The sequence below is a fragment of the Streptomyces roseifaciens genome (assembly GCF_001445655.1).
GTDB lineage: Bacteria > Actinomycetota > Actinomycetes > Streptomycetales > Streptomycetaceae > Streptomyces > Streptomyces aureoversilis.
Genome location: NZ_LNBE01000004.1, coordinates 2,003,837 through 2,027,321, shown reverse-complemented (window position 1 = coordinate 2,027,321; position 23,485 = coordinate 2,003,837). Strand labels below are relative to the sequence as shown.

Annotated in this window: 26 protein-coding genes; 20 read left to right on the top strand and 6 right to left on the bottom strand. The window is 72.6% G+C overall.

Annotation, left to right across the window (positions count from 1 at the left end; translation table 11 throughout):
- Positions 1 to 134: 134 nt before the first annotated feature.
- Together AS857_RS26315 and AS857_RS26310 are read right to left on the bottom strand one after the other, a co-directional pair.
- Positions 135 to 2,036, bottom strand: a complete 1,902-nt coding sequence (locus AS857_RS26315) for an ABC transporter ATP-binding protein (RefSeq protein ID WP_058047070.1) — start codon at positions 2,034 to 2,036, stop codon at positions 135 to 137.
- Positions 2,037 to 2,245: 209 nt separating this feature from the next.
- Positions 2,246 to 3,979, bottom strand: coding sequence for an ABC transporter ATP-binding protein (locus AS857_RS26310; protein ID WP_058045700.1), 1,734 nt, complete (start codon positions 3,977 to 3,979; stop codon positions 2,246 to 2,248).
- A 184-nt stretch (positions 3,980 to 4,163) separates the two neighbouring features.
- On the opposite strand from AS857_RS26310, the gene AS857_RS26305 reads away from it, so the two are divergent.
- The 6 genes from AS857_RS26305 (at position 4,164) to AS857_RS26280 (ending at position 8,552) form a co-directional block, all read left to right on the top strand.
- Entirely contained in the window at positions 4,164 to 4,409 is a 246-nt protein-coding gene (locus AS857_RS26305) for a MoaD/ThiS family protein (protein WP_058047069.1), read from the top strand.
- Between the two features lie 10 nt (positions 4,410 to 4,419).
- Positions 4,420 to 5,757, top strand: a complete 1,338-nt coding sequence (locus tag AS857_RS26300; RefSeq protein WP_058045699.1) for a hypothetical protein — start codon at positions 4,420 to 4,422, stop codon at positions 5,755 to 5,757.
- Positions 5,758 to 5,855: 98 nt separating this feature from the next.
- A complete protein-coding gene (locus tag AS857_RS26295) occupies positions 5,856 to 6,569 on the top strand; it encodes an LmeA family phospholipid-binding protein (RefSeq protein ID WP_058045698.1) in 714 nt (237 codons plus the stop codon).
- A 425-nt stretch (positions 6,570 to 6,994) separates the two neighbouring features.
- Positions 6,995 to 7,837, top strand: a complete 843-nt coding sequence (locus tag AS857_RS26290) for a sulfurtransferase (RefSeq protein WP_058045697.1) — start codon at positions 6,995 to 6,997, stop codon at positions 7,835 to 7,837.
- Between the two features lie 44 nt (positions 7,838 to 7,881).
- Positions 7,882 to 8,169, top strand: a complete 288-nt coding sequence (locus AS857_RS26285) for a DUF1416 domain-containing protein (protein ID WP_058045696.1) — start codon at positions 7,882 to 7,884, stop codon at positions 8,167 to 8,169.
- 125 nt (positions 8,170 to 8,294) lie between these two features.
- Positions 8,295 to 8,552, top strand: a complete 258-nt coding sequence (locus AS857_RS26280; RefSeq protein ID WP_058045695.1) for a DUF3099 domain-containing protein — start codon at positions 8,295 to 8,297, stop codon at positions 8,550 to 8,552.
- Between the two features lie 23 nt (positions 8,553 to 8,575).
- Here the strand turns inward: AS857_RS26280 and AS857_RS26275 are convergent, their stop codons facing one another.
- On the bottom strand, positions 8,576 to 8,941 hold the full coding sequence (locus AS857_RS26275; protein ID WP_058045694.1) for a DsrE family protein: 366 nt from the start codon (positions 8,939 to 8,941) through the stop codon (positions 8,576 to 8,578).
- 289 nt (positions 8,942 to 9,230) lie between these two features.
- Between AS857_RS26275 and AS857_RS26270 the strand changes: the two genes are divergently transcribed.
- The 6 genes from AS857_RS26270 to ygfZ all read left to right on the top strand — a co-directional run bounded on the left by AS857_RS26270 (position 9,231) and on the right by ygfZ (position 14,500).
- Positions 9,231 to 9,827, top strand: a complete 597-nt coding sequence (locus tag AS857_RS26270; RefSeq protein ID WP_058045693.1) for a heme-binding beta-barrel domain-containing protein — start codon at positions 9,231 to 9,233, stop codon at positions 9,825 to 9,827.
- A gap of 349 nt (positions 9,828 to 10,176) precedes the next feature.
- Positions 10,177 to 11,205, top strand: coding sequence for a FecCD family ABC transporter permease (locus AS857_RS26265; RefSeq protein ID WP_058047068.1), 1,029 nt, complete (start codon positions 10,177 to 10,179; stop codon positions 11,203 to 11,205).
- Positions 11,205 to 11,978, top strand: coding sequence for an ABC transporter ATP-binding protein (locus AS857_RS26260; RefSeq protein ID WP_107105661.1), 774 nt, complete (start codon positions 11,205 to 11,207; stop codon positions 11,976 to 11,978). Before AS857_RS26265 ends, AS857_RS26260 begins: the two co-directional genes overlap by 1 nt.
- Positions 11,979 to 11,991: 13 nt before the next feature.
- Positions 11,992 to 13,014: an ABC transporter substrate-binding protein gene (locus AS857_RS26255; protein ID WP_058045692.1), complete on the top strand. Its 1,023-nt coding sequence runs from the start codon at positions 11,992 to 11,994 to the stop codon at positions 13,012 to 13,014.
- Between the two features lie 42 nt (positions 13,015 to 13,056).
- The gene (locus AS857_RS26250; RefSeq protein ID WP_058045691.1) at positions 13,057 to 13,506 is read left to right on the top strand and encodes a Fur family transcriptional regulator; all 450 of its coding nucleotides are present in this window, start codon (positions 13,057 to 13,059) and stop codon (positions 13,504 to 13,506) included.
- Positions 13,507 to 13,516: 10 nt separating this feature from the next.
- A complete protein-coding gene (gene ygfZ / locus AS857_RS26245; protein ID WP_058045690.1) occupies positions 13,517 to 14,500 on the top strand; it encodes a CAF17-like 4Fe-4S cluster assembly/insertion protein YgfZ in 984 nt (327 codons plus the stop codon).
- Positions 14,501 to 14,613: 113 nt separating this feature from the next.
- Here ygfZ and dtd read toward each other — a convergent pair whose 3' ends face one another.
- The gene (gene dtd / locus AS857_RS26240; protein WP_058045689.1) at positions 14,614 to 15,039 is read right to left on the bottom strand and encodes a D-aminoacyl-tRNA deacylase; all 426 of its coding nucleotides are present in this window, start codon (positions 15,037 to 15,039) and stop codon (positions 14,614 to 14,616) included.
- Positions 15,040 to 15,191: 152 nt separating this feature from the next.
- Here dtd and AS857_RS26235 point away from each other — a divergent pair, with 152 nt between their 5' ends.
- From AS857_RS26235 to AS857_RS26220, 4 genes are all read left to right on the top strand, one after another.
- On the top strand, positions 15,192 to 15,782 hold the full coding sequence (locus AS857_RS26235; RefSeq protein ID WP_058045688.1) for an RsiG family protein: 591 nt from the start codon (positions 15,192 to 15,194) through the stop codon (positions 15,780 to 15,782).
- Between the two features lie 174 nt (positions 15,783 to 15,956).
- Positions 15,957 to 17,198, top strand: a complete 1,242-nt coding sequence (locus tag AS857_RS26230) for a GNAT family N-acetyltransferase (RefSeq protein WP_058045687.1) — start codon at positions 15,957 to 15,959, stop codon at positions 17,196 to 17,198.
- A gap of 262 nt (positions 17,199 to 17,460) precedes the next feature.
- Complete coding sequence (locus AS857_RS26225) at positions 17,461 to 18,054, top strand: NADPH-dependent FMN reductase (RefSeq protein WP_058045686.1); 594 nt, start codon at positions 17,461 to 17,463, stop codon at positions 18,052 to 18,054.
- A 307-nt stretch (positions 18,055 to 18,361) separates the two neighbouring features.
- Positions 18,362 to 18,664 carry a winged helix-turn-helix transcriptional regulator gene (locus AS857_RS26220; protein WP_058047066.1) on the top strand — a complete coding sequence of 101 codons (303 nt, stop codon included), beginning with the start codon at positions 18,362 to 18,364 and terminating at the stop codon, positions 18,662 to 18,664.
- 52 nt (positions 18,665 to 18,716) lie between these two features.
- Here the strand turns inward: AS857_RS26220 and AS857_RS26215 are convergent, their stop codons facing one another.
- On the bottom strand, positions 18,717 to 19,499 hold the full coding sequence (locus tag AS857_RS26215) for an SDR family oxidoreductase (RefSeq protein WP_058045685.1): 783 nt from the start codon (positions 19,497 to 19,499) through the stop codon (positions 18,717 to 18,719).
- A gap of 102 nt (positions 19,500 to 19,601) precedes the next feature.
- On the opposite strand from AS857_RS26215, the gene AS857_RS26210 reads away from it, so the two are divergent.
- From AS857_RS26210 to AS857_RS26195, 4 genes are all read left to right on the top strand, one after another.
- Positions 19,602 to 20,486, top strand: coding sequence for a sigma-70 family RNA polymerase sigma factor (locus AS857_RS26210; protein WP_058045684.1), 885 nt, complete (start codon positions 19,602 to 19,604; stop codon positions 20,484 to 20,486).
- 95 nt (positions 20,487 to 20,581) lie between these two features.
- The gene (locus AS857_RS26205) at positions 20,582 to 20,959 is read left to right on the top strand and encodes a helix-turn-helix domain-containing protein (protein ID WP_058045683.1); all 378 of its coding nucleotides are present in this window, start codon (positions 20,582 to 20,584) and stop codon (positions 20,957 to 20,959) included.
- A 17-nt stretch (positions 20,960 to 20,976) separates the two neighbouring features.
- The gene (locus tag AS857_RS26200; protein ID WP_058045682.1) at positions 20,977 to 21,591 is read left to right on the top strand and encodes a hypothetical protein; all 615 of its coding nucleotides are present in this window, start codon (positions 20,977 to 20,979) and stop codon (positions 21,589 to 21,591) included.
- A 113-nt stretch (positions 21,592 to 21,704) separates the two neighbouring features.
- Positions 21,705 to 22,052 carry a DUF2516 family protein gene (locus AS857_RS26195; RefSeq protein WP_058047065.1) on the top strand — a complete coding sequence of 116 codons (348 nt, stop codon included), beginning with the start codon at positions 21,705 to 21,707 and terminating at the stop codon, positions 22,050 to 22,052.
- A gap of 10 nt (positions 22,053 to 22,062) precedes the next feature.
- Here AS857_RS26195 and AS857_RS26190 read toward each other — a convergent pair whose 3' ends face one another.
- Entirely contained in the window at positions 22,063 to 23,370 is a 1,308-nt protein-coding gene (locus AS857_RS26190; RefSeq protein WP_079110634.1) for a PP2C family protein-serine/threonine phosphatase, read from the bottom strand.
- Positions 23,371 to 23,485: the final 115 nt, after the last annotated feature.

Sequence of the window (23,485 nt, the reverse complement as noted above, 5' to 3'; positions counted from 1 at the left end):
CGCCGCCGCGGCGAGCCACCACCGCGGCGCGGGTCCGGCGGAATCGGCAGCCACCGGCACCGCCGGCCGGTGGCCGCCGCGGCAGCGGAAACGCGCCTGCCGGCGCGGGCACAGGCGCCCGCGCCGGCACGGCGTTACGCCTGCTCGGCGACCGGCTCCGCGAACTGCGCCTCGTACAGGCGCGCGTACGCGCCCCCCGCCGCCAGCAGCCCGTCGTGCGTGCCCTGTTCCACGATCCGGCCGGACTCCATCACGAGGATGACGTCCGCGTCGCGGATCGTGGACAGGCGGTGGGCGATCACGAAGCTCGTGCGGCCCGTGCGCAGCCGGCCCATGGCCTGCTGGATGAGCACCTCCGTGCGGGTGTCGACGGAGCTCGTCGCCTCGTCCAGGACGAGGATCTCCGGCTCGGCCAGGAACGCCCGGGCGATGGTGATGAGCTGCTTCTCGCCGACGCTGACGTTGGAGCCCTCGTCGTCGATGACCGTGTCGTAGCCGTCCGGCAGGGTGCGCACGAAGCGGTCGACGTGCGTGGCCCGCGCCGCCTCGACGATCTTGTCCATGGAGGTGCCCGCGGGCGCCCCGTAGGCGATGTTCTCCGCGATCGTGCCGCCGAAGAGCCAGGTGTCCTGCAGGACCATGCCGATGTGGGAGCGCAGCTCCTCGCGCGACATGGCGGCGATGTCGGTGCCGTCGAGGGTGATGCGGCCGCCGCCCACCTCGTAGAACCGCATCAGCAGGTTGACCAGCGTGGTCTTGCCGGCGCCGGTCGGGCCGACGATGGCGACGGTCTCGCCCGGCCGGACGGTCAGCGACAGGCCGTCGATGAGCGGCTTGTCGGCCTCGTAGCGGAAGGAGACCTCCTCGAAGGCCACCTCTCCGCGCACACGCCCCGGCTTGGGGGCGTCCGCCGCGTCCTCGGACTGCTCCTCGGCGTCGAGCAGCTCGAAGACGCGCTCGGCGGAGGCGACGCCGGACTGCACGAGGTTGGCCATGGAGGCCACCTGGGTGAGGGGCTGGCTGAACTGGCGCGAGTACTGGACGAAGGCCTGTACGTCACCGATGGACAGCGCGCCGGAGGCGACCCGCAGCCCGCCGACGACGGCGACCAGCACGTAGTTCAGGTTGCCGATGAACATCATCGCGGGCTGGATGACGCCCGAGATGAACTGGGCCTTGAACCCGGCCTGGAAGAGGTCCTCGTTCTCCTTGCTGAAGATCTCCGCGGACTCCTTCTCGCGGCCGAAGACCTTCACCAGCGCGTGCCCGGTGTACATCTCCTCGATGTGGGCGTTGAGCTTGCCGGTCGTCTTCCACTGGGCGACGAACTGCGGCTGCGCCCGCTTGCCGATCTTCGTGGCGACGACGACGGACACCGGGACGGTGATCAGCGCCACCAGGGCGAGCAGCCAGGAGATCCAGAACATCACGGCCAGCACGCCGGTGATCGTCAGCAGCGAGGTGACGATCTGGCTCATGGTCTGCTGGAGGGTCTGCGCGACGTTGTCGATGTCGTTGGTGGCGCGGGAGAGCACCTCGCCGCGCGGCTGCTTGTCGAAGTAGCTCAGCGGCAGCCGGCCGAGCTTCTCCTCGACCTGCCGGCGCAGCCGGAAGACGGCGCGCTGGACGACGGTCGTGGCGATCCGCGCCTGGACGAGGCCGAACAGGGACGCGCCGACGTAGATCAGCAGGACCCAGAACAGCACGTTGCCGACGGCGTCGAAGTCGATGCCCTGGCCGGGGGTGAAGTCGACCGAGCCCAGCAGGTCGGCGGCGGTGCCGTCGCCCTGCTCGCGCATCCGCTCGACGGCCTCGGCCTTGCTGATGCCGTCGGGGAACTTGTTCCCGATGACGCCCGCGAAGATCAGGTCGGTGGCCCGGCCGAGGATCTTCGGGCCGAGGACGGACAGGGCGACGCTCGCCACGCACAGGACGAGCGCCACGGTTATCAGGGCCCGCTCGGGTCTGAGGGTGCCCAGCAGCCGCTTGCTGGAGCCCGCGAAGTCCATGGACCGCTCGGTGGGCTGGCCGCCCATGAAGCGGGCAATGCCGGTGGCGGGGGCGGGCCCGCGCCCGGCGGGGGCAGCCGGTCCCCCGGCGGCCTTGCCCTCTGCAGGCTTGCCCTCTGCGGGGTTGCCCTCTGCGGGGTTGCCCTCTGCAGGCTTGCCGTCGGCGGTCCCGGCCTCGGCGGCCCGGGCCCCCGCGGCCTCGTCCCCGCCCGGGGAAGCCGGTTTCTCCGGGGTCGTCACGCCGCCTCCTCCTCGGTGAGCTGGGAGAGCACGATCTCCCGGTAGGTCTCGTTGCCGGCCATCAGCTCGGTGTGGGTGCCGGTGCCGACGACGCGGCCCTCGTCCAGGACGACGATGCGGTCGGCGTCGCGGATCGTGGACACGCGCTGGGCGACGATGACGACGGTCGCGTCCCCGGTCTCGCGGGCCAGCGCGGCCCGCAGCCGGGCGTCGGTGGCGTAGTCGAGGGCGGAGAAGGAGTCGTCGAAGAGATAGATGTCCGGCTTGCGGACCAGGGCGCGGGCGATGGCCAGGCGCTGGCGCTGCCCGCCGGAGACGTTCGTGCCGCCCTGGGCGATCGGCGCCTCCAGGCCGGCCTCCATGCTCTCGACGAAGTCGCGGGCCTGCGCCGTCTCCAGCGCCTCCCACAGCTCCTCGTCGGTCGCGTCCGGCCGTCCGTAGCGCAGGTTGGAGGCGACGGTCCCGGTGAAGAGGTACGGCTTCTGCGGGACGAGGCCGACGGCCTCGGAGGAGCGGACGGGGTCGAGCTCGCGGACGTCCACGCCGCCCACCCGCACCGTGCCGGCGGTCGCGTCGAACAGCCGCGGGATCAGGCCGAGCAGCGTGGACTTCCCGCTGCCCGTGGAGCCGATGACGGCCGTGATCTCGCCGGGCCGGGCGACGAGCGAGACGTCCCGCAGGACGGGCTCCTCCGCGCCGGGGTAGCGGAACTCCACGCCGTCGAGCTCCAGGTGGCCGCCGCTGCGCAGCTCGGTGACCGGGCGCGCCGGGGGCACCACGCTGGAGTCGGTGGCCAGGACCTCCTGGACACGCTCGGCGCAGACCTCCGCGCGCGGCACCATCATGAACATGAAGGTGGCCATCATGACGGCCATCAGGATCTGCATGAGATAGCTGAGGAACGCCGTCAGCGCGCCGATCTCCATGTCGCCGCTCTCGATGCGGTGACCGCCGAACCACAGGACGGCGATGGAGGAGAGGTTCACGACCAGCATCACGGACGGGAACATCAGCGACATCAGCCGGCCGGCCTTGAGGGAGACGTCCATCAGATCGGCGTTCGCGCCGTCGAAACGTTCCCGCTCGTGCGCGTCCCGCACGAAGGCGCGGATGACGCGGATGCCGGTGATCTGCTCGCGCAGCACCCGGTTGACCGTGTCGATCTTGTCCTGCACGCCGCGGAAAATCGGTCGCATCCGCCAGATGATCAGCGAGACGATCACGCCGAGGACGGGGACGATGACGAGCAGCAGGGCGGACAGCGGCACGTCCTGCTCGAGCGCCATCAGGATGCCGCCCACGCACATGATGGGCGCGGAGACCATCAGCGTGAACGCCATGAGCACCAGCAGCTGGATCTGCTGGACGTCGTTGGTGGTACGGGTGATCAGGGAGGGCGCGCCGAAGTGCCCCATCTCCCGCGCGGAGAAGGACTGCACCCGGTCGAAGACGGCCGCGCGCAGGTCGCGCCCGACCGCCATGGCGGTGCGGGCCCCGTAGTAGACCGCGCCGATCGCGCAGACGATCTGGACGAGGGTGACCGCGAGCATCGCGCCGCCGAGGGCGAGGATGTAGTCGGTGTCACCCTTGACGACACCGTTGTCGACGATGTCGGCGTTGAGCGAGGGTAGGTAGAGCGTGGCAAGCGTCTGGACGAGCTGCAGGAGCACGATCAGCGCGATCGATGTGGAGTAGGGCCTCAGATACGCCCGTGATAGTCGGACCAGCACACTGGGCAGCGTATGCGAGCGCCTCGCCGTGCGGCCTCCGTATTTACGGCGGCGGGCGGCCCGTCGTCCGGCACCCGTCATCATGGGAGGCGGCAGAAGAAGGAAAGGGGTCGCCGTGGCGACGACAGAACCGGCACGACCGGTGAAACCGGCCCTGCCGGGGCAGCCGGGACCGGTGGGCACCATGCGGTACTGGGCCGCGGCGAAGGCCGCCACCGGTACGGCCGAGGAGCCGTACGCGGCGCGGACGCTCGCGGAGGCGCTGGACGCGGCCCGCCGGCGGCACGCGGGATCCCCCGAGTTCGCCCGGGTGCTGGTGCGCTGTTCGTTCCTGGTGGACGGCGCCCCGGTCGGCACCCGTGACCACGCATCGGTCCAACTGGCCGAGGGCGGCACCGTCGAGGTGCTCCCGCCCTTCGCAGGAGGGTGACCCCGGCAGCATGAGCAATCAGCCGCACCATACGTACGATCCGCAGGACCCGTACGACCCGTACAACGACGCCCGCACCCGGCGCTACGACGCGCAGTCCTACGACCAGGGCGGGACCTACGGCTCGTACGACCAGCAGCAGCCGCAGCAGCAGGCACAGCAGCACCACCAGCAGGGGCAGGGAGCGTACGGCGAGACGTACAACTCCTACGACGCGTACGCGCAGCAGCCCCAGCAGCAGCAACCGCAGCAGCAGTACCAGTGGCCGACCAACGGCGGCCAGGGCTACTCCGCACAGCAGGAGGAGCCGGTCACCCAGACCTGGCAGACGCCCACCTGGGACACGGGCACGTGGCAGCAGCCGTCCGCCCCCGCCGAGGACCACCACGCCTACGACGCGTCCTGGCCCGGCGGCCCGCTCCCCCAGCAGCCCGCCGAGCCGTACGCCGGCGGCCGCCGGGCGCTCCCCGAGGAGCGTCCCGCGGGCGTCGTCCCCGGCCCGGTCCCCGGGGCCGTGCCCGTTCCGCACGAGCCGGGCCGGGCGCCGGAGCCGGTGCGCGAGCCCGTGCCGGGCGAGGTCGCCGACCGGCCGATGACGGCCGCGGAGAAGGCGAAGGCCGAGGGCCGCCCGCAGATCCTCTCGCCGGGCCTCAAGCCCGCCCTGATCACGACGGCGCTCGCCGCGCTGCTGGCGCTCACCGCGCCGCTCGGCCAGTTCGCGCTGGCGGTGCCGCTGGTGCTGCTGCAGGCCGTGACGGCCGCGGGCTGGTTCCGCCTGAACGGCATGTGGCCCGCCCGGCAGGGCATCGCGCTGGCGTTCCTGGGCGGCGTGGCCGCCGACATCGGGATGCTGGCCACGGACTCCGTGCAGGCGCCGACCGTCGTCATCGGCACGCTCGGCGTGTGGATGCTGCTGGTCCTCGTCCTGCAGCTGCGCAGCCACGCCTCGCCGGACGAGCGGCTGTACGGGCTGACGGCGGCCGCCGCCGCGTCGGCCGTCACCGTCCTCGCGGCCGGTCACCTGGCGGCCTCCTCGGACGCCGTCGTGGTCGGCGCCACGGCCGTGGCCGCCGCCGCCCTGGCCCGGGCGCTGCCGCTGCCGTCCCTCGCCGCGCCCGTCGTGGCGCTGCTCGCGGCCGCGGGCTCGGGCGTCGCCACCGGCGGCCTGACGGACCTGGGCACGTCCGCCGCCCTGCTGGGCCTCGCCGCGGGCGCCTGCGCCCTGGTCGGCCTGCGCGTGGCGAGCTACGACTACCCGTCGCGGTTCGTGCACATGACGGCGGGCGTGGCCCTGCCGCTGGCGGCCGCGGCCCCGGCGGTCTACGTGCTCGGCCGCGTCCTGGGCTGATCGCCCGTCCCTCCCGCCGCAGCGGTCCGGTTAGGCTCCTTCGCATTGCAAGGGCAGTGCAGGAGCCTGACCGAGACCGGGGGAGCTGGAGAGACCGAATGCGCGCGATACGCATAACCCTGATCATCGCGGTGATATTGGGGGCCCTTTTCGTGGGCGCCGACCGCATCGCCGTCTACTTCGCCGAGGAGCAGGCGGCGGAGAAGATCCGCAGCAGTCAGGGGCTGACCGGCACCCCCGAGGTCTCCATCAAGGGCTTCCCCTTCCTCACGCAGATCGCCGACTCCTCCCTGGAGGAGGTCGAGGTCAAGCTCGACGGGGCGACCGCGAGCTCGGGCGGGCAGTCGATCCGGGTGTCGGGCTTCGACGCCAAGCTGCAGGACGTGAAGATCGACAGCAGCTTCTCCTCCGCCGTCGCGAGCCGGGCGACGGGCACGGCGCACCTGTCGTACGAGGACCTCAGCAAGGCCACCAACGACCCCACGGTGAAGGTCGGCTTCGGCGGCCGGGACGCCGCCGGCAAGAGCCAGGTCAAGGTCACCGGCAAGGTGCAGCTCGCGGGGCTGCCCATCGAGCGCAGCGTCATCTCCACGGTCACGATCGTGAACGGCGACACCGTCCGGGTGCGGGCGGACCAGATCCCCGACGAGGCCAAGGCCTTCCCCGGCCTGGAGCGCGCGATCCGTCAGAAGACGGACTTCGACCGGCGCATCAGCGGCCTGCCGAAGGGCATCAAGCTGGACAAGGTCGTGGCGACGCAGGACGGTGTGGACATCACGCTGACCGGCTCGAACGTCAACCTGGCCGGCTGACCGGACGGCCCCCACCCCTCCGGTCCACCCAGCGAGACTCGGTGTCCGGAGGGCAGACGTCCTGGTGACGCGGACGCCGGGGGCTGCACCCGCCCGCCCCTCCTGTGTCTCTTCAGGCTTCCCCCATCTCGGTATCCGGAAGATCTCGTCTCACTATCCAACACACCGGTGACACGCCAACTCACCGTCCCTACGATCGTGGGCATGAAGCGACAGGCGGACCTCACGAAGCGGCGGGCAGTCGACCTGTGCCGCGTCGCCGCCATGCTCTGTCGTCATGTCTGACGGGAAACGTTCCCCTCATTTACGGGAAGCCTTCCCCCGTCTCGTCTCCCATCCCACCCGCTGCGCAGCGCCGCGCGCTCCCCTCGCCGCGCGCCAGCAAGCGTTTGCGCACATCCGCAACTGCCCCGGAGGAGAACAGCATGAGCCGCAGTGACGTCCTGGTGGACGCCGACTGGGTACAGGCCCGCATCGACGCAGGCGACCCGAAGACCGTCATCGTGGAGGTCGACGAGGACACGTCCGCGTACGACAAGAACCACATCAAGACCGCCGTCCGGATCGACTGGAAGAGCGACCTGCAGGACCCGGTCCGCCGCGACTTCGTGGACCAGGCCGGCTTCGAGGAGCTGCTCTCCTCGAAGGGCATCGCCAACGACGACACCGTCGTCCTCTACGGCGGCAACAACAACTGGTTCGCCGCGTACGCCTACTGGTACTTCAAGCTCTACGGCCACCAGGACGTGAAGCTCCTCGACGGCGGCCGCAAGAAGTGGGAGCTGGACTCGCGCGACCTGGTCGCCGAGGTCCCGCAGCGCCCCCGCACCGCGTACGAGGCGAAGCCCCAGGACGCCTCCATCCGCGCCTTCCGCGACGACGTCGTGGCGGCCATCGGCTCGCTCAACCTGGTCGACGTCCGCTCCCCCGACGAGTTCAGCGGCAAGCTGCTCGCCCCGGCGCACCTCCCGCAGGAGCAGTCGCAGCGCCCCGGCCACGTGCCCACCGCGCGCAACATCCCGTGGTCGAAGTCGGCCAACGACGACGGCACCTTCAAGTCCGACGAGGAGCTGACGGCGCTCTACGAGGGCGAGGGTGTGGACCTGTCGAAGGACACCATCGCCTACTGCCGGATCGGCGAGCGCTCCGCGCACACGTGGTTCGTGCTGCACGAGCTGCTCGGCCAGCAGAACGTCAGGAACTACGACGGCTCCTGGACCGAGTACGGCTCCCTCGTCGGCGTGCCGATCGAGCTCGGCGCCAACTGACCGTCTCCCCCTGCAACAGGCAACAGGCAACCGAAGGAACGCTTATGTGTGGAGCAAAGGCCGGCGGCCCCGACGCCTCGACCGCCAAGCCCGGTGAGACCACGATCCAGGGCTCGGTGACCCGTGACGGCCAGCCCGTCACCGGCTACGTGCGCCTGCTGGACGCGACCGGAGAGTTCACCGCCGAGGTGCCCACGTCCGCGACCGGGCAGTTCCGCTTCTACGCGGCGGAGGGCACGTGGACGCTGCGCGCGCTGGTGCCCGGCGCGACGGCCGACCGCAAGGTCGTGGCGCAGCAGGGCGGCCTGACCGAGGTCGCGATCGCCGTCTGACGACGGGCGTCGCAGGACGCCACCGACGGCCGGAGGGCCGCACCCCGGGGTTGGACGCCTTGGGGGGTGTGGCCCTCCGCGCCGTCCGCTTACCACCGCGCGCCCACCGCCGTACCGTGGACGGTATGTACGCGCGGCGACGCCATCTGTACTTCGCCATGATGGGCACCTGCATCGGACTGTTCGTCCTGGCGTGGGCCGTCGTGCGGCTGTGGTCCGTGCCCGCCGCGGTGGGCATGTGCCTGTTCGCGATGGTCATCCCGCCCGTCGCGGCCATCGTCGCCAACCGCCGCGGGCCCGACGACCGCTGGTGGGACGACCCCTCCGGCGATCCGAAGTCGGACGAGTGGTGGGACGAGCTCGACGGCAAGAAGCGGCACTAGCCCCCGGCACCAGCCTCCGGCGCCTAGTAGACGAGCGCCTGCACGCCGTCCGCCATCGCCTCCTGGACGAACACCTGCGCACCGGCGATGCGCGCGCCCTCGATCAGGTCCTTCTCCTCGATGTCACGGCGCGCCGCGCACTGCGTGCACACCGTGATCATGCCGCCGCCCAGCCGGATGCCCTCGATGAGGTCCGGCAGCGGCGCCGCGTGCGGCAGCTCGAACTCCTCCGCGCGCCCCGGCAGGGCGAACCACGACGACTCACCGGTCAGCCACAGCGACACCTCGACGCCGCTCGCGACGGCGACGGCCGCCACCGTGAACGCCTGGGAGCACCGCTCGGGCGCGTCCGCGCCCGCCGTCACCTTGATCACCAGCTTCTTGGCCATGCCAGGCACTCTAGCCCTGCGGCCGCAAGGCCGGGCGGGCACGATCCACCTCACAGCGCCGCCGGAACCGGGGCCGACTAGACTCGTGACCGGTCCGTACACCCGTGACCGGTCCGTACACCCTCACTCCCGACGAGGAGCGCGCTCGTGCTTGAGGCAGTCTTCACCACCCTGCTCGTGCTGGTCGCCGTCGGCGTTCTCGCGTTCGCCGGCCTGACCTGGAAGAAGCTGTACCAGGGCCAGCGCTGACCCGCCCCGTTGTCCGCTCTCGCACAGATCGTCTGAGCCCATGATCGAGATTCCGTCCGACCTCCACCCGGACCTCGTGCCCCTCGTCTTCCTCCTCGGCAAGTGGGAGGGTGCGGGCGTCGCCGACTTCCCGGGTGCCGAGAAGTGCAACTTCGGGCAGGAGGTCGTCTTCAGCCACGACGGCCGTGACTTCCTGGAGTACACGTCGCACAGCTGGGTGCTCGACGCCGAGGGCAAGATGGTGCGCCCGCTGGAGAGCGAGACCGGCTTCTGGCGGATCGACAAGGACCGCAAGGTCGAGATCGTCATGGTCCGCGACCAGGGCGTCGCCGAGGTCTGGTACGGCGAGCTGGCCGACCAGAAGCCGCAGATCGACCTGGCCACCGACGCGGTCGCGCGGACGGAGGCGTCCGGCCCGTACAGCGGCGGCAAGCGCCTGTACGGCTACGTCAAGGGCGACCTGATGTGGGTCGGCGAGAAGGCCACCCCCGAGGTGCCGCTGCGCCCCTACATGTCGGCGCACCTGAAGAAGATCGCCGACCAGAAGAGCCTCCAGGAGTGGGCGGCGAGCCTGCCCGAGGACGCCCCCGACGGCGTCGCCTTCTACAACCCGGACGGCACGCCCTACACCGGCTGAGCCGCAGGATCCACAACTTCACAGCGCCCCGTGGGGGAAGTCCGGTCGAATTCCGGCGCTGACCCGCAACGGTGGACGGAAGGCCCTTCGGGGCCTTTTCCGTAAGCCCGATCACCCACGGCGGCGCACGCTCCCCGCACAACTCGCCGTGGACTGCGAGGGGACCACCCGGGCACACGACCGCCTTCGCCTCGGGCCGCTCCTCCGTACGTAGGGACGCGGCCCGAGGCGAAGGCGTACGCACCCCGTGTCAACAGATCTCCCGGCCGTCTGCCCCAAGGGCTCCAAGGAGCCCGCTGCGGGGCCCGCACCCGGCGCGCCGCCGGGCCCCGCAGCCCCGGCCCGGCGGCTGCCGCTGCCCCCGCTGCTGGCCGGCCTGGCCGCGGCCCTGCTGCTCTCGGTGCTCTGCGGCACCGGCCTCGGCGCCGCGGGCGTCACCTGGGGCGAGACGCTGCGCTTCCTGCGGGCGGGGCTCACCGGCGGGAGCATCTCCCCCGGCGAGATCTCGGCGTACACCATCGTGTGGGAGCTGCGCTTCCCGCGCGCCCTGCTGGCCGCGGTCGTCGGCGCGGGCCTGTCCGCCGTCGGCGTGGCCGTGCAGGCCATGGTCCGCAACGCCCTCGCCGACCCCTTCGTGCTGGGCATCTCCTCGGGCGCCGCGATCGGCGCCAACGCCGTGCTGCTCTTCGGGGCGCTGGGCGCGCTGGGCGTGTGGGCGCTGTCCGGGGCGGCGTTCGCCTCGGCGCTCGCCGCGATGGTGCTGGTCTACCTGGCGGCCCGCACGCCGCAGGGCCTCACGCCGCTGCGGCTGGTCCTCACCGGTTCGGCGATGTACTACGGGTTCTCCGCCGTCACCACCCTGATGATCTTCAGTGCGGACCGCGGCGAGGCCTCCCGCTCGGCCATGATGTGGCTGCTCGGCAGCCTGGGCGGCGCCACCTGGTCGTCCGTGCCGATCGCGGCGGCCGTCGTGCTGGCCGGGATCGGCGCCCTGCTGTGGACGGCGCGCAGCCTCAACGCCCTGGCCATGGGCGACGAGACGGCGGCCGCGCTGGGCGTGGACCCCGAGCGGCTGCGGCGCGGGCTGTTCGTCCTGGCCGCGGCCGTCACCGGCGCCGTGGTGGCCGTCAGCGGCGCGATCGGCTTCGTCGGCCTGATGGTCCCGCACGTGACCCGCATGCTCGTGGGCGCCGACCACCGCCGCGTCCTCGCCGTCGCCCCGCTGCTGGGCGCCGTGCTGCTGGTGTGGGTGGACATCGCCTCCCGGCTGCTGCTCGCGCCCGTGGAGCTGCCCGTCGGCGTCCTCACCGCCCTCATCGGCGTGCCCTGCTTCGTCCTGCTGATGCGGCGCCGCCGCTACACCTTCGGGGGTGCCTGATGCAGGTGGACATCGAGGACCTGTCGATCGAGGTCGCGGGCGCCCGGCTGGTGTCGGACGTCGTGCTGCGCGCCGGGAGCGGGCAGTTCGTGGGGCTCGTGGGCCCGAACGGCAGCGGCAAGTCGACCCTGCTGCGCTGCGCCTACCGGGCGCTGCGGCCCGCCAAGGGCACCGTCCGCCTCGACGGCGACGACTTCCACGCCCTCGGCGCCCGCGAGGGGGCGCGCAGGCTGGCGGCGCTGCCGCAGGAGTCGGCGAGCGAGTTCGACTTCACCGTGGCCGAGGTCGTCGCGATGGGCCGCCTGCCGCACCAGAGCTCCGCCGGCCGGGTCACGGCACGCGACAGCGAGGTGTGCGCGGCGGCGCTGGAGCGCGTGGGCGCGGACCACCTCGCCGGGCGGAGCTTCCCGACGCTGTCCGGCGGCGAGAAGCAGCGCGTCCTGATCGCCCGCGCCCTGGCCCAGGAGCCGAAGGTGCTGGTCCTGGACGAGCCCACCAACCACCTGGACATCGCCCAGCAGCTGGAGGTGCTGGCGCTCGTGCGCGACGCGGGCCCGACCGTCCTGGCCGCCCTGCACGACCTCGACCTCGCCGCCGCGCACTGCGACGTGCTCTACGTCATCCGGGGCGGCCGCATCGTCGCCTCCGGGCCGCCGGACGAGGTGCTGACCGCCGGGCTGCTCGCCGACGTCTTCGGCGTCCGGGCGCACCGCGTGCCGCACCCCGAGACCGGCGCGACGCGCCTGCTCTTCGACCGCCTGCCCGCTTCGTAAGGACACCCCTGTCATGGCCTCCCGCACCGCCCGTACCGCCCTCGCCGCCCTCACCTCCCTCGCCCTGGCCACCGGCTGCGGGGCGAAGGTCACCGAGGGCGGCGACACGGAACAGAAGGCCTCCGGCCGCCACCCCGTGACCGTCGAGAACTGCGGGGTGAGGACGACGTACGACAAGGTGCCGCAGCGCGTGGTCACCAACGACGTCAACATCGCCGAGATCATGTTCGCGCTCGGCCTGGAGGACCGCATGGCCGGCTACGTGGCCCCGGACTACCGCGCCGACCGCGAGTCGGTGCCGTGGAAGGACGGCTACGAGAAGGTGAAGTGGCTGTCCAAGAAGGAGATCACCAAGGAGCTCGTCCTGGACGCGAAGGCCGACATGGTCTTCGCCGGCTGGAACTACGGCTTCAACGAGGGCAACGGCTTCACCCCCGATGCCCTGAAGAAGCTCGGCGTCGGCTCGTACGTCCTCACCGAGTCCTGCCGCAACGGCGGCGCGGGCAAGGCGCGCGGCGTGATGCCGCCCCTGGAGGCCCTCTACACGGACCTCACCACGCTCGGGAAGATCTTCGGGGTGGAGGACCGGGCGGCGAAGCTCGTCACGGACTTCAAGAAGAAGGTCGCCGACGCCCAGGCGACCGTGCCGGCGGACGGCAAGCGGCCCACGGTCTTCCTCTACGACGACGGCCGCGACAAGGCCATCACCTCCGGCGCCTTCGCCGGCCCGCACGACATCATCACCAAGGCCGGCGGCGACCACGTGATGAAGGACCTCAAGGACAGCTGGCCCACCGTCGGCTGGGAGACCGTCGTCGAGCGCAATCCCGACGTGATCGTCATCAACAACTACGGCGACGTGACCGCTGAGCAGAAGAAGGAATTCCTCAAGTCCTACCCGCCGCTCGCGGACGTCTCCGCCGTCAAGAACGACCGCATTTTCGTCCTCGACTACGTCGACCTCGTCGAGAGCCCCCGCAACCCGGCGGCCATCGCCGCCCTCGCCCGCTACCTGAAGGAGGTCCGGGAGGCGTGACGAAGGGGGGCCGGAAGGGGCGGTGCTGCCTAGACTGGGAGGGTGGTGGACACCGACTGGCAGAGCAACCTCCGTAGGCGCGGGTACCGGCTGACGCCGCAGCGCCAGCTCGTCCTGGAGGCGGTCGACCGGCTGGAGCACGCGACACCGGACGACATCCTCACCGAGGTCCGGCGCACCGCGGGCGGCGTGAACATCTCCACCGTCTACCGGACCCTGGAGCTGCTGGAGGAGCTGGGCCTGGTCAGCCACGCCCACCTCGGGCACGGCGCCCCCACCTACCACCTCGCCGACCGGCACCACCACATACACCTGGTCTGCCGGGACTGCACGGAGGTCATCGAGGCCGACCTCTCGGTGGCCGCCGCCTTCACGGAGAAGCTGCGCGCGGACTTCGGCTTCGAGACGGACATGAAGCACTTCGCGATCTTCGGCCGGTGCGCGGCCTGCTCCGCCGGGCTCGCCTCGAAGGAGCCTCCGGCCGCGCCGTAGGCTTGGCCGCATGCCGCGTGAATCGAAAGCAAGCCCGCTGCTGTCGCTGCCCGGCGCCGTCGCCGCCGAGGCCCCGGACGAGGGCGTCGCCGCGCACTACGGCGACCTCTTCCGCGAACAGCGCGCGCTCGCCGGCGGGACCGGATTCGTCGACCTCTCGCACCGCGGGGTCATCACCGTCACCGGGCCCGACCGGCTGAGCTGGCTGCACCTCCTGCTCACCCAGCACGTCAGCGCGCTCCCGCCCGGCGAGGCCACCGAGGCGCTCGTGCTCTCCGCCAACGGGCACATCGAGCACGCCCTGTCCCTCGTGGACGACGGCGGGACCACCTGGGCCCACGTCGAACCCGGCACCCAGGACGCGCTCATCGCGTACCTGGAGAGCATGAAGTTCTTCTACCAGGTCGAGGTCGCCGACCGTACGGACGACTTCGCCGTGGTGCACCTGCCCGCGGGTTCGATCGCGGAAGCACCCGAGGGAGTGCAGGCGCGCGAGACGGCGCACGGCCGGGAGCTCTTCCTGCCGCGCGCGACGCTGGAGACCTTCGCGGCGGCGCACGGCCCCGCCGCCGGCGTCCTCGCCTACGAGGCGCTCCGCGTGGAGGCGCACCGCCCGCGGCTCGGCCTGGAGACCGACCACCGCACCATCCCGCACGAGCTCGGCCTGATCGGCGTCGCCGTCCACCTGCAGAAGGGCTGCTACCGCGGCCAGGAGACGGTGGCGCGCGTCCACAACCTGGGGAAGCCGCCGCGCCGCCTCGTCTTCCTGCACCTCGACGGCAGCGAGGTCTCCCTGCCCCCGCACGGGGCCCCCGTACGGCTCGCCTCGGACGGCCCCGAGGGCCGCCAGCTGGGCTTCGTGACGACGTCGGCACGCCACCACGAGCTGGGCCCGATCGCCCTGGCCCTGGTCAAGCGGAACGTCGCGGTGGACGCCCCGCTGCTGGTGGGCGAGAAGACGGCGGCGTCGCAGGAGGTCGTGGTCGAGCCGTAACGCCTCCGGCGCGGTTCGCCGGGCTTACGGCCTGAGCCCGGCAGGGGCGGCGCCCCGGTTTCGGCGCTGCCCGGCTCCGTGGGGGCCGGGGGCAGGCGGTGCCGAACCGGCCGTCACACCTCCACGATGACCGTGAACGGGCCGTTGTTCGTCAGCGAGACCTTCATGTCCGCCCCGAAACGGCCCGTCTCCACCTGCGCCCCCAGCGCACGAAGGTGCGCAACGACGGCGTCGACCAGCGGCTCCGCCACCCCGCCGGGGGCAGCCGCGTTCCACGTGGGCCGCCGCCCCTTCCGGGCGTCACCGTAGAGAGTGAACTGGGAGATCACGAGCAGCGGCGCCCCCACGTCCGAACACGACTTCTCGTCCTCGAGGATCCGTACGGACCACAGCTTGCGGGCGAGCTGCTCCGCCTTCTGCGGGGTGTCGTCGTGCGTCACCCCGACGAGGACGCACAGCCCCTGTCCGATGATCTCCCCGACGGTCTCGCCGTCCACGACGACCCGCGCTCCGTCCACCCTCTGCACCACTGCACGCATACGGACCATGATGCCCTGCGTCCATCCAGGTCCGTTCGGGTGCGGAGACCCTGCGCCCGGACCTCACACAGTGGCACGATGCGTGCAGGCGGTGCCTTGTGCGGGCAAACGTGATGCGGTCGCACACCGCCCGAGGGGAACGGAAGACGCGCATGACCACACCCATTGAGGACGGCCCCATGCTCAAGGCAGCCGACAGCCTGCAGCCCCGGCCGCCGAGCCAGCGCTCCGGCCGGCAGGCGGACGCCCCCGGCCGCAGCCTCGGTGAGCTGAGCCTGGTGGAGCTGCGCGCCCGCCGCGGGGACGCCCGGCGGGACGAGGCGGACCTCAGCTACGTGCGGCGGCTCGTCCAGGGCCGCGTCGACATCCTCCGGGCCGAGCTGGCCCGGCGCTCCTCCCCGGGCGCCCCGGTCATGGCCCGCCTGGTCGTGGACCGGCTGTCGGAGATCCTCGCGGACGGCCCCTCGGACCACCGCTCGTCCGCCCGCCACGTGACGGTGGGCACGCCGCACAGCGAGGAGTACCGGCGGCTGGCGGAGGACATGCTGTCGGAGGTCGAGCTGTCGGACCTGGGCGCCCGTACGGACGCCGAGCTGCACGAGGCGATGGGCCGCCTGGCGTCGTACGAGCGGCAGGTGTCGGTGCGGCGCCAGCAGCTGCAGCGGACGGCGGACGACTGCAGTGCCGAGATCGCCCGCAGGTACCGCGAAGGGGAGGCACAGGTGGACGACCTCCTCGCCTGACGCACGGACGCGGCGGCGCACGGGCGCGCTGACGCCCTGACGCCCTGACGTCCCAGCGTCCCGACGTCCTGACGCGCCGACCGAGCGGCGGGCCTCCGCAGGCCCGCCGGCGCCCGCCCGGGCCCGGAGAAATCCACGTGCGGCCGCCACGCGCGGGCACCTAGCGTCGCGGCCATGAGCCTCGACATCCGTACGATCACCGACGCCGACCTTCCGAACTGGGTCCGGGCCCGCCGCACCGGCTACCTCCTCCCGCCCTCCGTGAGCAAGACGGAGCTCGTCTTCCGCCGCGAGCTCATGGACCTCGAACGCGCCCAGGGCGCGTTCGACGACGGCCGCTGCGTGGCCACCTACCGCAGCTTCACGCAGCGGCTCAGCGTCCCCGGCGGCGCCTCGGTGACCGCGAACGCCGTCAGCAACGTGAGCGTCTCGGCCACGCACCGCCGCCGCGGGCTGCTCAGCCGCATGACGGACCGCGACCTGCGGGAGGCCAAGGAGCGCGGCGACGCCGCGGCGACGCTGATCGCCGCCGAGTACCCGATCTACGGCCGCTTCGGCTTCGGGCCCGCCGCCTGGGTCACGGAGTGGGAGGTGGACGTGGCCCGCACCGGCCTGGACCCGCGCCACTCGGGCCCCGGGGACGGCGGGCGGGTCGACTACGTGGACGCCGCCGAGGTCCGCGAGCACGGGCCCGCGCTGTACGAGCGGGTACGGGCCGTGCGGCACGGCCTCGTCGACCGTGCGGACGTGTGGTGGCGGCGGAACACCGGCGCGCTCCCCATGGACGACGGCCCGTGGACCGAGCCGTTCTACCTGCTCCACCGGTCGGCGGAGGGCAGCGTCGACGGGCTCCTCGCCTTCACGTCCGACGACCGGTGGGAGGCCAAGCTGCCGCACCAGACGGCGACCGTCCTGGACCTCGTCGCGGTCACCCCCGCCGCCGAGCGCGCCCTGTGGCTGTTCCTGCTGTCGGCGGACTGGATCACCCGCGTCCGCACCGGCCACCGCGCGCCGGACGACATCCTGCCGCTGCTGCTGCCGGACCCGCGGGCCGCGCGCGTGATCACGCACGCCGACTTCCTGTGGGTGCGGCCGCTGGACGTACCGGAGTTGCTGCGGGCGCGCACGTACCCCGTCGCCGGATCGCTCGTCCTCGACGTCACCGACCGGTCCGGGCTGGCCGGCGGGCGCTTCCTGCTGGAGGCCGGCCCCGACGGCGCCTCCTGCGCCCCCACGAACCGGCCGGCCGATCTCACCCTGTCCGTCGCGGAGTTGGGGAGCCTGCTGCTCGGCGACGAGTCGGCCGTACGGCTCGCGGCGCTGGGCCGCGTGGACGAGGAGACCCCCGGAGCGCTGGGCCGCGCGGACGCCCTGCTGCGCACGGGGCGGCGGCCGTGGTGTGCCGACGTGTTCTGATCCGGCGACGATCCGACGCGATCCGACGCGATCCGACGGCGGCGGGAGGGCGGCTCTCCGGGCAGGCCTCGGGGCAGGTCTCGGGCGGTTCTCGGGCGGTTCTCCGGCAGCGGAAAAGTGACATTCAAATTCGCCACTTTCCCCGGCAAACCCCCCAGGCCGGTCAACGCCCCTTGACCTCAACCGGACTTGAGATTCCAGACTTCTGGTCAACGGCTCACGGGCCGCCACCCACCCGCCCCGTCTCCCAGAAGGGCCCATCGTGTCCGAGAGCAGCTACCGACTCGCCGTCATCGTCGGATCCACCCGCGACGGGCGCTTCGGCCCCACCGTCGCCAAGTGGTTCACCGAGCAGGCCGCCCGGCACGGTGACATCGAGGTCGACCTGGTCGACCTCGCCCTCCACCCCCTGCCGATGCGCCTCAGCGCCGAGCCCACCGCCGAGGACGCCGCCGCGCTCGCCGAGGTGACGCCGCGCCTGGAGCAGGCCGACGCGTTCGTCGTCCTGACGCCCGAGTACAACCACAGCTACCCGGCGTCCCTGAAGAACCTCATCGACTGGCACTACACCCAGTGGCAGGCCAAGCCGGTCGGCTTCGTCTCGTACGGCGGCCTCTCCGGCGGTCTGCGTGCGGTCGAGCACCTGCGCCCGGTCTTCACCGAGCTGCACGCGGTCACCATCCGCGAGCAGGTCAGCTTCCACAACCCCTGGGGCAAGTTCGACGACGACGGCCGCCACCTGGACGCGGAGGCCGGCGAGCAGGCCTCCGGCGCGGCCAAGGTCCTGATCGACCAGCTGACCTGGTGGGCCCTGTCGCTGCGGGAGGCGCGCGCCGCCCGCCCGTACGGCGCCTGACCGGACCCCCGGTCCGCCGGTCTCCCCGGCCGGACCCGTCCACGCGGCGCACACGAACTCCTGCCCCCGGCCCTACCCCCGTTGGGGCCGGTGGCAGGCACATCGTGCCGAGCGGGCAACGCCTCATCACCCTCCTCCGGCGGAGTGTCCGTCAGATACCCCCGGATGGGGTTGATTTGGCGATCCCTGCCGGGCCTCCCTCCGCTTAGGCTGGTGAGGGGCGGCCGCACGCGGGTCGGCGACCCGTGAGCCGGACAGGGGAGGGTTCGTGAAGCAACTTCCGTACCACTGCGGGGTCGACGCCGCCATGGACGTCGTCGACGGCAAGTGGAAGGTCCTGATCCTCTGGGCGCTGAACGAGGGCGCACGCCGCTTCGGCGAGACCAAGCGGCTGCTGCCCGGCATCAGCGAGAAGGTGCTGGCCCAGCAGCTCCGCGAGCTGGAGGCCGACGGCATCGTCCACCGCGAGGCCTACGACGAGGTGCCCCCGAAGGTCGAGTACTCCCTCACGGAGCAGGGCCGGGCCCTGAACGCCGCCCTGGCCCCGCTGGGCGCCTGGGGCAAGGAGCGCCTGGCCCGGCTCGCGGCGCAGGAGACCCCGGCGGCGTGACCGCGGCCCCGGCTCCCGCCAGGGGCACCGGCCGGGCCCGCCGGCCGCCGCCCTAGCCCACGCGCGCCGCGCCCACCCGCTCCGCCAGGAAGTCCTCCCAGGTCCGCTCGCCCACGGTGGCCCCTTCGAGCGTCAGGTTCTCCCCGGCCCGGTAGGCGCGGCCGACCTTTCCGGGCATCCGCACCGGCAGCGTCAGCCGGCTCTTGCCCCGCGCCTTCAGGTATCCCTGGGCCAGCTCGGCCAGCCCGTACAGCTTCGGCCCGGTCAGGTCGGGCACCCGCCCGGCCGGCTCGCCGAGGGCCAGCTCCACCAGCCGGGCGGCGACCTCGCGGGCGTCGACGGGCTGCCACAGCAGCCCGCCCGGGGCCGGTACGACCGGCAGCTTCGCCATCGACTGCACCACCTTCAGGGCCAGGTCGTGGAACTGGGCGGCCCGCAGCGTCGTCCACGGCAGGCCCGACTCCGCGACGGCCCGCTCCGCGTCCAGCTTGGCGCGGAAGTAGCCGAGCGGGATCCGGTCCGCCCCGACGACCGAGATGTAGACGAGGTGCCGCACCCCGGCGCGCTGTGCGGCGCGCACCAGGTTGCGGGTGGCCTCGTCGTCGCCCTTGGGGCCGCCCGCGAGGTGCAGGACGGTCCCGGCGCCGGCCACCGCCTCCTCGACCCCCTCGCCCTTGAGCAGGTCGCCGGTCACGTACTCGACGCCGTCCCCGGCGGGGCGGGCGTTGCGGGTGAGCACGCGGACCGTGCAGCCGGCCTCCCGCAGGAGGGGGACGACGTGGCTCCCGAGGGTGCCCGTGCCGCCGGTGACCAGGATGGTGGGCGTCGCGGTCATGGCTTCTCCAAGTTCGTCGGGGCCGGGAGTTGATCTTCCGGTCGCCTCGCTGTTTCGTGGCCTTCTGCTGCTTTGACCCGCCGCGACGAAGGAATGTGACACGTGGACGACAGCGATCTTCTGACGGAGCGTTTCGAGGAGCACCGGAGCCATCTGCGGGCCGTGGCCTACCGGATGCTCGGCTCCGTGAGCGAGGCCGACGACGCCGTCCAGGAGACCTGGCTGCGCTACGGCCGCACCGACACCTCCGGCGTCGAGAACCTCGGCGGCTGGCTGACCACGGTGGCGGGGCGCGTGTGCCTGAACATGCTGCGCTCGCGCGAGGCGCGCCGCGAGGACCCGCTCGAGATCCACGTGCCCGACCCCGTCATCAGCCACCCGTCCGGCGTCGACCCCGAGCAGAAGGCGCTGCTGGCCGACTCGGTGGGGCTGGCGATGCTGGTGGTGCTCGCCTCCCTGGCGCCGGCCGAGCGCGTCGCGTTCGTCCTGCACGACATGTTCGCCGTGCCCTTCGACGACATCGCCCCGCTGATCGAACGCACCACGGCCGCGACCCGGCAGCTCGCCAGCCGCGCCCGCCGCCGCGTGCAGAATCAGACCACGCCGCCCGAGCCCGACCTCGCGCGCCAGCGCGAAGCCGTCGACGCCTTCTTCGCCGCCGCCCACGAAGGCGACTTCGAGGCGCTCGTCGCCGTGCTCGACCCCGACGTCGTCCTGCGCGCGGACGGCGGCGACACCCGCTCCCGCCTCAGCGTCGCCCTCACCGGCGCCCGGGCCGTGGCCTCCCAGGCGGCCAGGTTCAGCGGCCTCTCCCCGTTCGCGCGGCCCGCCCTGATCAACGGAGCCGCCGGCGTCGTGGTGGTCGTGAACGGCAACCCGGTGTCCGTCATGGCCTTCACCGTCACGAACGGCAGGATCACCGCCATCGAGGTCCTCGCCGACCCCGGCCGCCTGCGCCGCCTCGACCTCACGCCCCTGGACCGCTGACCCTCCGGGCCCGCTCGCACCCCGCCGCCCGCCGCGCTCAAACTTTTGCAAGCACTTGCTTGCAAAAGTTAGCAGCGTGGGGCAGCCTGGGACGCATGGCATCACTCAACGTCGGCAATCTCGGCGAGTACCTGCGCGAGCAGCGGCGCAATGCGCAGCTCACCTTGCGGCAGCTCGCCGATGCCGCCGGAGTGTCCAACCCGTATCTCAGCCAGATCGAGCGCGGCCTGCGCAAGCCGAGCGCCGAGATCCTGCAGCAGCTCGCCAAGGCGCTGCGGATCTCCGCCGAGACCTTGTACGTACAGGCCGGGATCCTCGACGAGCGGGACCGGGACGAGGCGGAGGTCCGCAGTGTGATCCTCGCCGACCCCTCGATCAACGAGCAGCAGAAGCAGGTGCTGCTCCAGATCTACGAGTCCTTCCGCAAGGAGAACGGGCTCGCGACGGACGACGCCAGCAAACCTTCCAGCTGATCCGGGAGACCATCGCCATGGCCATCACCACGCAGGACATCCGCAACGCGGCGACCGACACGGCCTACGCCGCAGCGGGTGCCGCGGACCTCACCGCGGAGAAGCTCGGGCAGCTGATCACCGAGGCGCCCGAGCGCATCGAGCAGCTGAAGAAGACCGACCCCAAGGCGGTGCAGGAGCGGGTCACGCGGCAGGCCAAGGAGGCCCAGGCCACGCTGACCGCGAAGTTCACCGAGATCGTCGGCACGCTCGACAGCGACGTGAAGAACCTGGGGCAGACCGCGCAGGACCTGGCGCTCAAGGGCGTCGGGCAGGCCGTCGGGTACGCGGCGGCGGCCGGCGAGCAGTTCGAGAAGCTGGCCGAGCGCGGCCGCACGGCCGTGAAGCAGTGGCGCGGCGACGTCGCCGACGAGTTCCAGGACATCGCCGTGGCCATCGAGCCGGAGGCGGAGACGGCCGGTCCGGAGGCCGGGAAGGCCGCCGAGGACAAGACGGCCGGTGACAAGCCCGCCGAGGCCGCCTCCGGCGACGCCGCCCCGGACGACGCCGGGGACAAGCCCGCCGCCGCCCGCAAGGCCCCGGCCAAGAAGACGGCCGCCGCGAAGAAGGCCGACGCCAAGACCGGCGAGTAGCCGGCTCACGGCAGCGGGCCGCGTACGGTCCGGGCACATTTCGCGTGCCCGGGCCGTTCTCCGGGTACGGTGGCGGTCAGGACGGACCGAACGAGACGGGCAAGGTGAGCGACGTGCTTCTGCAAGCCTTCGGCGAAGTCATGTACTGGGTGTCGATCGGCCTGCTCGTGTTCAGCCTGTTCGCGTTCGTCAACGCCGCCGTCCACCGGGAGGACGCCTACCGCGCCGCGGACAAGCAGTCCAAGGCGTTCTGGCTGATCATCCTCGGCGTCGCCGTCGCCGTGAACCTGTTCATGGGGATCATGAGCTTCCTGCCGGTCCTCGGTCTGATCGCCACGATCGTCTACGTCGTGGACGTCCGGCCGGCGCTCAAGCAGGTCTCGGGCGGCCGCGGCCCGCGCCGCCGCGGCGGCGGCTCCAGCTCGGACGGCCCCTACGGGCCGTACAACGGCCGCCGCTGACGCACAGCGCCTACGCCCGCACCGGCGGCACGGCCGCCCGCCCCGCCGGCCAGTGGGGCCGCTCGCCCTCCGCAGGAGCCCGGCCGCCCCGGTCGAGCAGCAGCACCGCGAGATCGTCGGTCAGCTCCCCGCCGTTGAGTTCCTGCACCTCGGCGACCGCCGCGTCCAGGAGCTCCTGGCCGCGCAGCCCTTCCGCGAGCCGGCGGCCGATCAGCTCGACCATGCCCTCCTGGCCCAGGCGCCGCGTCCCGGCCCCGACCCTGCCCTCGATCAGGCCGTCGGTGTACATCAGCAGGCTCCACAGGCCGCCGAGTTCGACCTGGCGGCGCGGCCAGCGGGCGCGCCGGAGCAGGCCGAGCGCCGGGCCGCCGTCCTCCTGCGGCAGCAGGTACGGGGCCGCGCCGGGGCGTACGAGCAGCGGGGCGGGGTGGCCGGCGAGGCTGAGGCCCGCCCGGCGCCCGTCCGCCGATATGTCGACGGCGCACAGCGTCGCGAAGGTCTCGTCGTCCGCGCGCTCGTGCTCCAGGACCTCCTGGAGGGTGGCGAGGAGCTCGTCGCCACAGAGCCCGGCGAAGGTCAGCGCCCGCCAGGCGATGCGCAGTTCGACGCCGAGGGCGGCCTCGTCGGGGCCGTGGCCGCTGACGTCGCCGATCATCGCGTGGACGGTGCCGTCGGGCGTGCGGACCATGTCGTAGAAGTCGCCGCCGAGCAGGGCGCGGCTGCGGCCGGGCCGGTAGCGGGCGGCGAAGCGCAGGCCGGAGCCGGCGAGCAGCGGGGTGGGCAGCAGGCCGCGTTCGAGGCGGGCGTTCTCCTGGGCGCGCAGCCGGGACTCGGTGAGCTGCCGCTGGGCGAGGTCGGCGCGCTTGCGCTCGACGGCGTAGCGGATGGCCCGGCTGAGGACGCGCCCGTCGAGCTCGTCGCGGGATAGGTAGTCCTGGGCGCCGACGCGTACGGCCTCGGCGGCCCGGTCGGTGTCGGCCTCGGCGGTCAGGGCGAGCACGGCGTGGTGCGGGGCGAGCTGCAGCACCCGGCGCAGGGTGTCCAGCTCGTCGGGGCCGCCGGCGGCGCCCGAGGCCGCGCCGGCGTCCGCGAGGTCGAGGAGGATGCAGTGGACGTCGTCGGTGAGGAGTCGCTCGGCCTCGGTGAGGTTGCGGGCGGTGCGGATGCGGACCGGCTTGCCCTCGGCCCCCGACATCTCGGTGATGTCCGGCATCGACAGCGGCCCGGCGGGGTCGCCTTCGATCACCAGGAGGGTCAGCCCGGCGTCGGACGCCGGTGCGGCAGCCTGCTCCGGGGCCCTCGGCGCGGGTACGGACATGGTCACGGTTTCCTTCCTCCTCCGGCGACCGCCGGAGGTGCCTCCGCCCCCCTGAAGGCATGGCGCCCCGCCGCCCGGCGGGTGCCGAACGCGACCATAGCGGCAGGGCACTGCC

Coding starts and splice junctions, on each gene's coding strand:
- AS857_RS26280 (WP_058045695.1), top strand. CDS start 8,295: ATGTACGCGCGGCGACGCCATCTGTACTTCGCCATGATGGGCACCTGC.
- AS857_RS26285 (WP_058045696.1), top strand. CDS start 7,882: ATGTGTGGAGCAAAGGCCGGCGGCCCCGACGCCTCGACCGCCAAGCCC.
- AS857_RS26270 (WP_058045693.1), top strand. CDS start 9,231: ATGATCGAGATTCCGTCCGACCTCCACCCGGACCTCGTGCCCCTCGTC.
- AS857_RS26290 (WP_058045697.1), top strand. CDS start 6,995: ATGAGCCGCAGTGACGTCCTGGTGGACGCCGACTGGGTACAGGCCCGC.
- AS857_RS26190 (WP_079110634.1), bottom strand. CDS start 23,370: ATGTCCGTACCCGCGCCGAGGGCCCCGGAGCAGGCTGCCGCACCGGCG.
- AS857_RS26205 (WP_058045683.1), top strand. CDS start 20,582: ATGGCATCACTCAACGTCGGCAATCTCGGCGAGTACCTGCGCGAGCAG.
- ygfZ (WP_058045690.1), top strand. CDS start 13,517: ATGCCGCGTGAATCGAAAGCAAGCCCGCTGCTGTCGCTGCCCGGCGCC.
- AS857_RS26235 (WP_058045688.1), top strand. CDS start 15,192: ATGACCACACCCATTGAGGACGGCCCCATGCTCAAGGCAGCCGACAGC.
- AS857_RS26200 (WP_058045682.1), top strand. CDS start 20,977: ATGGCCATCACCACGCAGGACATCCGCAACGCGGCGACCGACACGGCC.
- dtd (WP_058045689.1), bottom strand. CDS start 15,039: ATGCGTGCAGTGGTGCAGAGGGTGGACGGAGCGCGGGTCGTCGTGGAC.
- AS857_RS26260 (WP_107105661.1), top strand. CDS start 11,205: ATGCAGGTGGACATCGAGGACCTGTCGATCGAGGTCGCGGGCGCCCGG.
- AS857_RS26315 (WP_058047070.1), bottom strand. CDS start 2,036: ATGGGCGGCCAGCCCACCGAGCGGTCCATGGACTTCGCGGGCTCCAGC.
- AS857_RS26275 (WP_058045694.1), bottom strand. CDS start 8,941: ATGGCCAAGAAGCTGGTGATCAAGGTGACGGCGGGCGCGGACGCGCCC.
- AS857_RS26255 (WP_058045692.1), top strand. CDS start 11,992: ATGGCCTCCCGCACCGCCCGTACCGCCCTCGCCGCCCTCACCTCCCTC.
- AS857_RS26295 (WP_058045698.1), top strand. CDS start 5,856: ATGCGCGCGATACGCATAACCCTGATCATCGCGGTGATATTGGGGGCC.
- AS857_RS26230 (WP_058045687.1), top strand. CDS start 15,957: ATGAGCCTCGACATCCGTACGATCACCGACGCCGACCTTCCGAACTGG.
- AS857_RS26215 (WP_058045685.1), bottom strand. CDS start 19,499: ATGACCGCGACGCCCACCATCCTGGTCACCGGCGGCACGGGCACCCTC.
- AS857_RS26220 (WP_058047066.1), top strand. CDS start 18,362: ATGGACGTCGTCGACGGCAAGTGGAAGGTCCTGATCCTCTGGGCGCTG.
- AS857_RS26305 (WP_058047069.1), top strand. CDS start 4,164: ATGCGGTACTGGGCCGCGGCGAAGGCCGCCACCGGTACGGCCGAGGAG.
- AS857_RS26300 (WP_058045699.1), top strand. CDS start 4,420: ATGAGCAATCAGCCGCACCATACGTACGATCCGCAGGACCCGTACGAC.